Source organism: Aquirufa sp. ROCK-SH2 (assembly GCF_054558315.1).
In genome coordinates, this window is the sequence record NZ_JBPXKB010000001.1 from 133,131 (window position 1) to 145,712 (window position 12,582).

At 35.5% G+C, this 12,582-nt stretch carries 10 protein-coding genes; 6 read left to right on the forward strand and 4 right to left on the reverse strand.

Annotated features, from left to right (window positions below; translation table 11 throughout):
- Window positions 1-33 precede the first annotated feature (33 nt).
- From V7S79_RS00570 to V7S79_RS00595, 6 genes are read left to right on the forward strand one after another with little or no spacing between them, the layout of a single operon-like run.
- Window positions 34-1,197: a trans-sulfuration enzyme family protein gene (locus V7S79_RS00570; RefSeq protein WP_459488457.1), complete on the forward strand. Its 1,164-nt coding sequence runs from the start codon at window positions 34-36 to the stop codon at window positions 1,195-1,197.
- 3 nt (window positions 1,198-1,200) lie between these two features.
- Window positions 1,201-2,292 (forward strand): complex I subunit 1/NuoH family protein, encoded by a 1,092-nt coding sequence (locus tag V7S79_RS00575; protein WP_459488459.1) that lies wholly within the window; start codon window positions 1,201-1,203, stop codon window positions 2,290-2,292.
- Between the two features lie 45 nt (window positions 2,293-2,337).
- Entirely contained in the window at window positions 2,338-4,746 is a 2,409-nt protein-coding gene (locus tag V7S79_RS00580) for a TonB-dependent receptor (protein ID WP_459488461.1), read from the forward strand.
- Between the two features lie 2 nt (window positions 4,747-4,748).
- Window positions 4,749-5,897 carry a DUF4249 domain-containing protein gene (locus V7S79_RS00585; protein WP_459488463.1) on the forward strand — a complete coding sequence of 383 codons (1,149 nt, stop codon included), beginning with the start codon at window positions 4,749-4,751 and terminating at the stop codon, window positions 5,895-5,897.
- A gap of 36 nt (window positions 5,898-5,933) precedes the next feature.
- Window positions 5,934-6,944 carry a ferrochelatase gene (gene hemH / locus V7S79_RS00590; protein WP_459488464.1) on the forward strand — a complete coding sequence of 337 codons (1,011 nt, stop codon included), beginning with the start codon at window positions 5,934-5,936 and terminating at the stop codon, window positions 6,942-6,944.
- A 2-nt stretch (window positions 6,945-6,946) separates the two neighbouring features.
- Window positions 6,947-7,810, forward strand: coding sequence for an EamA family transporter (locus tag V7S79_RS00595; RefSeq protein ID WP_459488466.1), 864 nt, complete (start codon window positions 6,947-6,949; stop codon window positions 7,808-7,810).
- 13 nt (window positions 7,811-7,823) lie between these two features.
- Here V7S79_RS00595 and V7S79_RS00600 read toward each other — a convergent pair whose 3' ends face one another.
- The 4 genes from V7S79_RS00600 to V7S79_RS00615 are packed head-to-tail and all read right to left on the reverse strand — an operon-like array spanning window position 7,824 to window position 12,565.
- Complete coding sequence (locus tag V7S79_RS00600) at window positions 7,824-8,762, reverse strand: SPFH domain-containing protein (protein ID WP_459488468.1); 939 nt, start codon at window positions 8,760-8,762, stop codon at window positions 7,824-7,826.
- A gap of 47 nt (window positions 8,763-8,809) precedes the next feature.
- Window positions 8,810-9,700 (reverse strand): YicC/YloC family endoribonuclease, encoded by an 891-nt coding sequence (locus V7S79_RS00605; RefSeq protein WP_459488469.1) that lies wholly within the window; start codon window positions 9,698-9,700, stop codon window positions 8,810-8,812.
- Complete coding sequence (locus V7S79_RS00610; protein ID WP_459488470.1) at window positions 9,697-12,132, reverse strand: hypothetical protein; 2,436 nt, start codon at window positions 12,130-12,132, stop codon at window positions 9,697-9,699. Before V7S79_RS00610 ends, V7S79_RS00605 begins: the two co-directional genes overlap by 4 nt.
- A 4-nt stretch (window positions 12,133-12,136) precedes the next feature.
- Window positions 12,137-12,565 carry an FKBP-type peptidyl-prolyl cis-trans isomerase gene (locus tag V7S79_RS00615; RefSeq protein ID WP_459488471.1) on the reverse strand — a complete coding sequence of 143 codons (429 nt, stop codon included), beginning with the start codon at window positions 12,563-12,565 and terminating at the stop codon, window positions 12,137-12,139.
- Between the last annotated feature and the right edge of the window lie 17 nt (window positions 12,566-12,582).

The following is a 12,582-nucleotide window of genomic DNA, read 5'->3' on the forward strand; positions in this document are numbered from 1 at the left end:
ATTCCATTACTTTTGTAGACTAAAATTGCCTTTATGAAAAAACAAACACAAGCGATTCGCATTCAAGCTGAAAGATCACAAAATAGAGAACACTCTGTTCCCTTGTATCTAACTTCAAGTTTTACTTTTGAAGATGCAGAACAAGGTAGAGCCATATTTGCAGAAGAAATTTCTGGAAATATTTATTCTCGTTACATGAATCCCAATGTAGATGAGTTCGTTTCTAAAATGTGTATGTTGGAAAATGCCGAAGATGGGATAGCCTTTTCCACAGGAATGGCGGCTATTTTTGCTTCAATGGCTGGTTTGCTTCAAAGCGGAGATCACGTGGTGGCTTCCAATGCTTTGTTCGGTTCAGCTATTCAAATTTTAACAAAGATTACTAAAAAATGGGGCATCGATTGCACCTTTGTGAATGGCCACAATATCTCAGAATGGGAAGCGGCTATTCAACCCAATACTAAATTTTTCTTTTGTGAAAGTCCTTCTAATCCGGGATTAGATTTAATCGATTTAGCTGCTTTGGCGAAAGTCAAAGAAGGGAAAAACATCGTATTAGCAGTTGATAATTGTTTTGCAACTCCCGTATTACAAACACCTTTAGATTTAGGGGCTGATTTGGTTATTCATTCCGCTACTAAATACATCGATGGACAAGGACGTGTGTTAGGTGGTGTTATTTGTGGGAAAAAAGAATTTATTCAAGAAATTCGTTTTTTTGCGCGTCATACAGGCCCTTCATTGTCTCCATTTAATGCATGGGTGATGTCCAAAAGTTTGGAATTATTGGATTTGCGCATGCAGAAACATTCGGAAAATGCCATGGCTTTGGCAGAGGCTCTTGTCGGACATTCAGCCATCCATGCGGTTAAATATCCTTTTTTACCTTCTCATCCCCAATATGATTTGGCCAAAAAACAAATGAAGTACGGTGGTGGAATTTTGACCTTGGATATTAAAGGTGGATTCGAAAAAGTTCAAAAATTAAGTCAATTATTGAAAGTGGTTTCTATTTCTCCCAATTTAGGTGATACAAGAACCATCATGACACATCCAGCATCTACCACACATTCTAAATTGAGTCAAGAAGATCGTGCTGTGGTTGGAATAACAGATGGATTAGTCCGTGTAGCGGTGGGATTAGAAGCCATTGAAGATTTGAAAAATGATTTCATTCAAGCCCTAAACCAATTGTAATTCATGTGGATAGCCCTGCTGGTTTGTCTTGGATTATTATCAGTCAATGTGATCATTGGTGTTTATGTGGAGAGGAAACTTTCCGCGTTTATGCAAGATCGCCTTGGACCGATGGAAGTAGGGAAATGGGGGCTTTTACAAGTTTTTGCTGATTTATTGAAATTATTTCAAAAAGAAGATATTGTGCCCCATTTGGCACAAAGAAAACTTTTTTTAATAGCACCTTGGATTATTTTTATTTCCATTTTCGGAGGTTTTTCAGTTATTCCTTTGAGTTCAGGGAATTGGTTACAAGGTTCTCAAACAGAGATGGGAATTATGCTGTTAATGGGTATTGTTTCTCTGGACAGTTTGGGGATTATTTTAGCGGGTTGGACTTCCAATAATAAATATTCTTTATTGGGTGCAATTCGTTCTGCTGCCCAATTGGTGTCCTATGAAATTCCTCTTGGACTCTCTATTTTGTGTGTGGTGATTGTCAGTTCGAGTTTGAATTTGCAAACGATAGTGACTCAACAAGGGATTTTTTCAGGAGATGTAAATTACCTTTTTGGACTGAAATTTTTAAACATTGATTTGTCTCAAATAGGGGGTTTTTTAACTTGGAACATTATTCGTTATCCCTTTTTCTTTGTTGTATTTATCATTTTTTTTATAGCTAGTTTGGCAGAAGCCAATCGAGCACCTTTTGATATTCCAGAGGCAGAATCTGAATTGGTTGGAGGATTTCACACGGAATATTCAGGAATGCGTTGGGCTTTATTGTTTTTGTCAGAATATGGTATGATGCTCTTGGTTAGTATTTTGGGTGTCATTTTGTTCTTCGGAGGCTGGTATTCTCCACTTCCCAATATTTCTATCATCAAATTAGCCGATTGGACAAATGGAGAACCTGGTACATTATTGGGTTCTATCCTTGGTTTTATTTGGTTAATGCTCAAATCCTATTTGTTAATTTCTTTACAAATGTGGGTCAGATGGACATTACCTCGATTAAGAGTTGACCAATTGATGTATCTATGTTGGAAGGTATTAACGCCTTTGGCTTTGATTTTCGTCGCAATTTCAGCCATTTGGTCGCTACTTAGCCTTTAAATCCAATTAATACATGTAATTTGATTCTTTCTAAACCAATATTTAATGATTAAACTCTACCACAGAGTCTTTTATGTGTTTTTTCTGTTCATTTTAACGCATTTAAGCTTTTCTCAAACTTTTACACTTCCTTCACTATCAGGAAAAGTAATTGACGCTCAATCTGGAGAACCTTTGATAGGTGCAGATATTTCATTAGACTTTAAGAAAACAGGTAGATTAACCGATTCACTTGGTAAATATGAATTGTTTTTGCCAGCGGGTGAATATGTGCTCAAAGTTAGCTATGTCGGCTATAACCCTTTCCGTACAAAGGTTGTAATCAGAAAAGCGGATGTCAAATTGGATGTGGAATTAAATAATGTCACCAAGCAATTGGAAGAAGTTATTGTTTCAAGCGCCGCTACCAAAAGAGATATTCAAACTCCTTCTTTGGGTGTGACGGTTTTAAGTTTAAAAGGAATCAAAAAACTTCCAACCATGATGGGGGAAGTAGATGTAATTCGAAGTTTACAGTCTTTGCCGGGTGTTTCTTCCGTCGGTGAGGGTTCTAACGGATTGAATATACGTGGTTCCAATGTGGATCAAAATCTAATTTATATTGATGATACACCGATTTTTAATCCAACCCACATGTTTGGATTATTTTCAGTTTTCGCCTCGGATGCCATTCGTGATTTAGAATTATACAAAGGTGGCGTTCCTTCTCGTTTTGGGGGAAGAACAGCGGCTGTATTGGATATTAAAATGATTGAGCCCAATACGGAAAAATTTAAAATGCAAGGAGGAATTGGTGTTGTTTCGAATCGAGTGATGGCCGAAATTCCTATTCTAAAAGATAAATTGTCCGTTTTGGTCGCTGGTAGAGTTTCTATTAATGATTACCTGTTCAAAGCTTTTGCACCTGATTATTTGAAAAATATTCGTGCGAATTTTATGGACGTAGCGACTAAGGTTTATTACCGCCCAAATGCTAAAAATACGGTTTCTTTTTCCAATTATTTGAGTCAAGATTTTTACCGTGTTGATTCCTTGTTTAGCATTGAAAATGTGGTCGCTAAAAGGACATCCTTTGACTATGGACATCAAAATTACGCAGTACATTGGAATCATTATTTTTCTCCCAAGTTAAATATGATGCTTAGCGCCACAATGAGTTTATACAAAACAAAAACGTATGCGCCTGATACTGTTAATACAATTGATTTAAATAGTTCGATTGATTATAAAAATCTACATGCTAGTTTTGATTATCAGCCTTCAGAAGCCCATAAGATGAACTTTGGAGCATCTTTTTTACAATATTACATCAAGCCTGGGACTTTGAATGATGGAGTAATTTCAAGGGTTGCAACCGTAAAATTGCCTGATGAAAAATCAAGAGAAGCGGCCATTTATGTAGATGATGAGTGGAAAGTAAGCAATAAATTGACCATACAGGCTGGCTTGCGTTATGCACAATATTGGAGGATTGGTGGAGGTTTAGTGAATGAATACATGGCTGGACAAATGCCATCTGCCAATTCAATCATTAATAAAAAAACCTATGCAGATGGAGATGTTATGGCAAGTTATGGAGGTTTAGAACCTCGACTTACGATGAAATATTCCATTGGAGAAAATCAAACTTTAAAGTTTGGTTATAATCGAATGCAACAGTTTTTCCAATTATTATCTAATAATACCACTCCTTTGCCTACTTCAAGATGGAAAACGGCTGATTCTTTCATCAAGCCACAGCAAAGTGATTTATTGTCTTTGGGTTATTTCAAAACCATCAATGAAAATGTGTATGAAATCTCTTTAGAAACTTATTATAGAGATACGAGAAATACCTTAGATTTTGTTTCTGGAGCTAATTTGCAATTGAATCCCAATATTGAGACTCAACTAATTACTGGAAAAAGTAAGGCTTATGGAGTTGAATTAATGTTGCAAAAGAAGAAGGGTGAAATGTCTGGTTGGATTTCTTATACCTACGCTCGTGCATTTAATCAAATGGTGGGAGATTTTCCAGAGGTACAAGCCATCAATTCAGGAAATTGGTTTCCAACCAATTATGATAAACCACATTCGGTTAATATGATGCTAAATATTCAACCAACCACACACCACAGTTTCTCATTCACTTTTGCCTATAATACAGGTCGTCCCTTTTCTTCTCCTTCCGGGAGTTATGAGATTGCGGATAAAAAATATCCTGTTTATACAGAAAGAAACAATGATCGAATTAGAGACTATCACCGTTTAGATTTTTCATGGACAATCACCAATCCAAGTATGAAAAAACAACGTTGGGAGGGAAGCTGGGTTTTTACGGTGTATAATTTATACGGTCGCCAAAATCCATATTCCGTATTCTTTAAATCAACAAGACAAGGATTACGTCCTTATGAGTTAAGCGTATTTGCTTCTCCATTTATTTCCTTGACCTATAATTTTAAATTTTTATAGAAATGCCTCAAAAAATAATTACCTATATAGTGATAAGTTGTTTTGTTGGCTTTTTGACTTGGGCTTGCGTAAATCCAGTTGAAAATTTCACGCAAATAGATTCTACTTCTTTTATTACCATCGAAGCGGATATTGCTGATGATGCTAAATTGTGTAAGATTAAAATAACCAATTCAGCTAATAAAATTAGTTCGGTTTTGTCTTTACCAGTCACTAAAGCTACGGTTTACATTTTGGATCAAAACAATGTAAAAACAACTTTTGTAGAAGGAGCAACGGCAGGAATTTATCTTCCTCCAGCAGGATTTGCAGGTAAGGTTGGATCTACCTATCAATTGTATATCAAAACGTTGAATGGAAAAGAATATTTGAGTTCTCCTGAAAAAATGAATGCTGTACCTGAGATTGAAAATGTCATTTCAAGATTTGAGACATTTGACCAATATTCCAAAGTAGATTACAGAAGAGCTGGTTTTACCGTTTATTTGGATTTTAAAGACAATACAACGGAAGGGGATTATTATATGTGGAATTGGACACATTATGAACCATTGACTATTTGTGCGACTTGTGAAGGTGGAGGAACGTATAACTTTAAAACCAATGATTGTTTGGTTCCTAGAGTTCCAACGGAACAAATTTGGAATTATCGCTGTAATGGAAATTGCTGGGATATTACACGAAATGTTGATTTAAATGTGTTTTCAGATGCATTGACGAATGGACAAAGAGTGGTAGGCCGACAAGTGGCGCGAGTGCCTTTTAATGGTTATACGCCTTATTATTTTCGTTTAGAACAAAGAGCAATCACTAAAAATGCACATATTTTTTATCAATCATTGATTTCTGCTGTGCAATCAAGCGGGTCCTTGTTTGATGTACCTGCTGAAACCAGATTTAGTATAAATTTAAAATCGGTGTCTAATCCATCAGAGCGTATTTTAGGTTTATTAAATGTCTTTTCTGTCAAAAAGAAGATATTTTACATTGATCGAAAAACAAATATTCCTGAAAGTGAATCTGCAATTATTTCACCCATCATGGGCGATATTTTTGTTTGTCCGCCAGCAAGTACTACCTGCCAGGATTTAGTTCCTTGTCTTGAATCAAATACCCGGACAAAGATTACCCCAGAAGAGTGGAAATATTAAGTTTTTACCCCATATTTGCGCTTTGATTCAAGAAATATGATCGGTGTTTTAATAGTTAATTTAGGGACTCCTGATGCCCCAGATACTTCATCTGTGAGAAGGTATTTACGAGAGTTTTTGATGGATGGGCGTGTTATTGATATTCCTTATCCATTTCGTTTTCTTTTGGTTAATGGAATAATTGCTCCTTTTCGGGCTCCTAAATCGGCAAAAATTTATCAAGAATTATGGGAAGAACGTGGTTCTCCCTTGAAATTTTATGGGGAAGATGTGGTAAAAGATCTTCAAACCCAATTAGGGGATGAATATTATGTGAAGTTGGCGATGCGTTATCAAAACCCTGATTTGGAGAGTACTTTGAAGGATATGCAACAACAAAACTTAAAGAAGTTGATTGTTATTCCTTTATTTCCTCAATATGCTTCTGCAACAACAGGTTCTGTCTATGAACGTGTTATGGAACTCATTTCTTCTTGGCAAACACTACCTGCATTTTCAATGGTCAATTATTTTTATGATCATCCTGATTTTGCGAAGTTTTTTGCTCAAAGAGCTATCAAATATCAAGAAAAGACAGCCTTTGATTATTATTTATTTTCTTATCACGGAGTTCCTGAAAGGCATATCCGAAAAGGAGATGTAACCAAAAATACCTGCCAATTAGGTTCTTGTTGTGATCAAATTACAGAAAAAAATCACGCTTGCTATAGGGCCCAATGTTTTGCTACAACCCGTTTGATAGCCAAAGAAATGGGTTTGAAAGAGGGGACTTTTGGCACTGCTTTTCAAAGTCGTTTAGGAAGAGATCCATGGTTACAACCATACACGGATGAAACGATTAAAAAATTGGTCAAAGAAGGTAAAAAGAATGTCTTAGCTTTTTCTCCTGCTTTTGTTTCAGATTGTTTGGAAACGACCATTGAAGTGGGCGAAGAATATAAAGAATTGTTTGAAGAGGAGGGTGGAGAGCATTGGCAATTAGTCGAAAGCTTAAATAATTCTCCTGAATGGGTGAATTTGTTAGCGGACCTTGTAAAATCAAATTAAGCATGTACTATTTAGCATTGAGTATTTTATTTTCTGTTTTATTATTGGTGAATTTTAGAATGCATCAAAAATGGAAAGTAGATACAACAGTCGCTATTTTGTTCAATTATCCTGTTTGTTTTCTAACAGGTTGGCTTCATCAGTTAAATGCACTGCCATTTAATTGGCCTAGTTTGGGATTGTCTTTTGGAATCTTAGGATTAGGTGTTGGATTTGTGGTTACTTTTTTATTTTCGGGGATTTCTACTCAAAAAAATGGAATGGCAGTAACTTCCTTGGCCAATAACTTGTCATTGGTTGTTCCTGTTTTATTCAGTATTTTATTGATGGGTCAATGGGCTACTTTTACCATGCAAATGTTTTTGGGATTGCTGTTGGCTTTTGGTGCCATTATTCTGTTTAACCCAATTATAAGTAAAACCGAAAAAAAGGGGTCTTATTTGGCATTGATCGCCGTTTTTGTGGGTTATGGCTTAACCAATACAACTTTTAGTTATTTAAACGGAGCGGTTGCGCAAATGGTAGGAGGAACAATCCCTTTTATGCTCATGGCATTGGTTGGATCTATGATTGCATCTGTATTTGTCTTGAATGTTCAGTTTGCCAGAGGAAAAATAGAAATCAACAAGCAATCCATTTTAGCTTCAATTCCGCTAGGCCTACCCAATTTCTTTTCTTTTTACTTTTTGTTGAAGGCTTTGGATTACTATAAAAACGATGCTGCAATTGTATTGCCGGTTTATAATATTGGCGTAATTGCTTGTACAACTCTAGTTGCGGGATTGTTCTTTAAAGAAAAATTTAATAAAAAACAGTATTTAGGGTTATTATTAGGAGTTTTTGCTATTCTTTTGTTGCTTTATTGATGACAAAATAATATTATTTTGAGCTAGTTTTTCTCTTAACTGTTTCTAACTGATTCACACTCATCATTTGCTGCATGGTTCTTTGCATGTTGTCTGCTGAACCATCTAAGAAAATAACATTTCCGTTCGACTGCTCACCAAATTGCTTGATGGCTTCAGTCCACATGGAGAACAATATAACGGAGGTATCTAAATTGGCTTGTTGCATTTCACGAGCTGCGTCTGACATACCTTTAGCAACTTCTTGTCTAAATAATGCAACCCCTTGTCCACGCAATTGAGCGGCTTCTTTCTCTGCATTGGCAGAAATTTTAATCGCATTTCCTTCTGCTTCAGCAGCTTTTGTTTTGGTAATCAATAAGGCCTGTCCTTCATTTTCTGCTGCCGCTTTTAGGTTATTAGAAGCTACGACTTGGCTCATTGATTTTAAAATGACCTCGTCAAATGTGATATCATTCAATTGTAAATCTTGTAAATGATAACCCCATTCTTCCATGACTTGGTCAATTTGGTCTTTTACATATTCAACAATTTCTTTTCTTAAACTTAAAATTTCACTTTGTTTTTTGGTTGCTACAAAAGAACGAATCGATCCTTCAACAGTTCTTACGATTGTTTGCATCAAACTTTTTTCATCTATGAACTTATAGGCTACATTGATGATGGTTTGTTCCTCTTGATTAATCACAGAGTAAAGGAGCATAGATTTAAAATAGACATTCGCTTGGTCCATTGTAATCGCTTGAAATTCTAATTCGATGGATCTGTTTTGTATCGAAATTGTTTTAAAGACATTTTCCAAAATGGGAATTTTGAAACTTAATCCTGGATGTAATATTCTGCGGTATTTACCAAACATGGCAATAACCGCGATGTTTCCTTGTTGGACAGTCACTAAGCCAGAAAGGATGATTCCTATGGCAATAACAGCTAAAATTGAAATGGTGATCATAAGAGTAAAAGAGTTTTAGGTATTTATTTGATTTTTATTTAAGATTTTTAAAGCACATTGGCCGTTTGTTCTTTGATTTTTTCTAATTCATCTTTCATGTTAACAACTAATCGTTGAATAATGGAATCGTTTGCTTTAGAACCAATGGTATTTATTTCACGTCCAATTTCCTGCGCCATGAAATTAAGTTTTTTTCCATTTCCTTCTTTCAAAACTTCCAAAAAATAATCGAGATGCGTTGATAATCTTACTTTTTCTTCAGAAATATCAAATTTCTCAATATAGTAGACTACTTCTTGCTCGAATCTGTTTTGATCGAAATCTTCGTTCAAGCCTAAATCCAATAAGGATTTTTTCATTCTTTCACGAATATTAGGCATTCGAATTTTATCTTGCTCTAAAATTTCAGTCAACCCATTTTTGATAGAAGCGATGTATTCTTTGAATTTAATTTCAACTACATTTCCTTCTCTTAATCGGAATTCTTTACATTCATTGCAAGCTTCCACAATTGCCTCAAAAATCACTTGGAACATTGCTTCCACTTCCGGTTCCATGTCCGCTGTACTCTCTGCTTGCATGGCATTGGGCATGCTTAAAGCTTGACGAAATAACTCAGTTTCATTTGGGGTAATTCCTAATTGGATAGCAAGGCGTTTTAATTCTTGATAATAACTTTCAATTTTTGCTTCTTGAAGGATATTACTTGTTCCTTCAGCTTCTGCATTTTTTTGAATGGTTACATTTAATTCAATTTTACCTCTTTCTAATTGTTGCGTTAAATAATTTCGTATTTCAATTTCTTTGGACGAAATAGAACGAGGAATTCGACAATAAATATCTGTGAATTTGGAATTTAAACTTTTTAATTCAACTCGAATTTGAAAATCTGTGGTTTCTTTTAGGGATTTTCCAAATCCAGTCATTGAATAAATCATACTTGCTTGTTGTTTTGTTTAATTGTAATGCCTAAAGCTAATGTTAAAAATAATAGTAGTCCAATGGATGCAATAGCATCTATTTTATTCCCAATTGCGACTGTCTGAGGTTCAAATTTGAATTCAATTAGATGTTTACCCTTTGGAATAAATAATCCTCTTAATACATAATTTGTTGGATAATGATCAACCAATTTTCCATCAATATAGGATTTCCAATCTTTATTACCTCGATAATAAATTTCTGAAAATACGGCAAATCCGTCCTTGTCAGATTCGCTATTGTATACCAAATTGTTTAATTGATATTTACTTAAACGAATTGTTCCATGGTTGGTAGAATCTATGGTTTTTTGTGAAACATCCTTCTTTTCAAGAATGGCAGTCTGAGCAGGTTGAATGGTTTCAATGCTTTTTAAAGCTTCATCGGCTGAATTAACTAGTTGTATGGATTTTACAAACCAAGCATTTCCCAAGGCTGCTGAATTAGTTTGCACCGTATTTCTTCCAATGGAATCCGTTCCAATGACATATTTGGTATTCAGCATATTTAAAATATTCATTTGGGCTGGATTTTGGCTGAATTCCTTTTCAATCAATTCTTGATACCTTCTTAATTTTGCTGCGTGATACCCTCCAATAGAATGATGATAATAACTAGTCGTTGCATCGTTCATAAATGAAACTGCTGAATTCAATACGCGGTATTGACTTTTATCTGCTAAAATTTGGGAGTCAGCAGCGCTAGGTTGAATTTGTTCCTCGGCAGCACTTTTAGAAATAAATGCATCATTGGAGAAATATCTTTTGGATACCAAGGTCAAATCGAAAATACTAATACATGCAATGATGAGTAATACGATTTGAGGTTTTAGGAAAGATTTACTTGCTGCAACAAGTAAGCCAGCACCCAATAATATGATAAACAAACTTCGAAATGCATCTGATTTAAATAATCCAATTCTATCTTCTCTGATTGCATTCCAAATTGCCTCATTCAAACTTGGATCTTGTATAATCGGAGCACCATCTTGAAGGCCTTTGAAATTGAAAAATAATTCAGGAAGTAATCCGAAAATCAAACATAAACCAGCACTTAATCCCAAAGAAATGAAAAGTGGTTTTTTGATTTCAGTAAAACTGGGTTTTTCTTTGATAAAATTAAATATACCCCAAAAACCAAGGGCTACAAATCCGAATTGCACAAATGAAAGTACCATGGTAATGGCTCTAAACTTGTTAAACATCGGAAAGTAGTCAAAGAGAATACTATTAAAGCCAAAGTTTTTACCCCAAGCAAAGGTGATAAACATCAAAGTGGGTGCTAAAATCCACCATTTTTCTTTTGATTTTACATAAAATGCAGCAAACAAAAACAAGAAAATAACTAAAGCCCCTGCGTATGCTGGTCCTGCTGTATAACTTTGTTCTCCCCAATAGGTGGGTGCTTTTTCTACAAATCCTAAGGCCGATTCTCCAGGAATTCCTGCATCTGTCATTACTTGATATGTAGCAGACTTTTCTCCTCCTAAATTTCCTTGGGAGGCTCCCCCCATGAAATTAGGAATCAATAAAGTACCTGTTTCAGCAATCCCATAAGACCAATCAAATGCATAGGTTTTATCTAATCCATCTCCTTTGGCTTTGTTCGCAATTAACTCTGAAGCGCTTCTGGTTGTTTCTTTACTATATACATAGTTGTTTAACAAACGCATTGAATGCGTCCCTAAGGCTAAAACTAATCCAAGTGCCAATAAAAGTCCACTCCCCAACCAATTTTTTAAGGTTTTTGTTTGATACGCTTGAATTAGGGTAAATAATTTGAACGCACCTATCAAAAAGAATAAATAATAAGTGATTTGTATGTGGTTTGCGTATAATTCCAAAGACATACCTAGCGCAAAAATAGCTGCTCCGAGCCATTTTTTGTTTCCCCAACATAATCTTAAACCTGCTAAAACGATGGGAGCATAGGCCAATGCTAAAACTTTGGAAGTATGTCCAGCTGGAATAATGACCATGTTGTAACTCGCAAAAGCATAACTTATGGCACCGGCAAATCCAATCAAGGGACTAACTCCCATTGCCCAAAGGAATAAATACATTCCAATGAGTTGCAAGAAAATTAAGTTGATGGGATTGGGTAAAATTTGGGTAATAAATGAACCTATATGGCTCGATATGCTATTGGGGTAAGAACCTGCAATCTGGTAGCTTGGCATTCCTCCAAACATGGAATTGGTCCACCAAGCATCCTGACCTGTTTCATTTTTAAATTGAACGTTTTCTTGTGCTGCCGCTTGCGCTTGCATGACATCGTGTTGCATCAACACTTTTCCTTGTAAAACGGGACTGCAATAAATAAATGCAATCACCAAAAATCCTACAATCACCAACGCATGTGGTGCCAATGAACGCCAATTTATTTTCATTTTATTAGTTGATTGAAACTAATTCCAATTCAAAAGTTAAATCTCTACCTGCTAAAGGGTGATTTGCATCTAAAGTAACGTGTGTTTCTGTCAAATCAGTAATTAAAACTTCAATCACTTGACCGCCATCTTGGTGCATGTTTAATGACATCCCTACCTCAATTTCCATGTGAGCCGGAATTTGAGTTCTTTCGATGGTTACTGTATTTTCTGGAGAGTGTTCTCCATAAGCCTCAGCAGCTGGAATAACAATGGTTTTTTTGTCACCAATGCTCATTCCTGTTACGCCATCATCGAAACCTTTGATAACCATTCCTGAACCTAATTGAAATTCTAAAGGTGTACGACCTACGGATGAATCGAAAATAGAACCATCAGTATGTTTACCTGTATAGTGTACTGCTACTTTATCGCCTGTTTTTGCAATTGACATGTTTGAAATATATAATT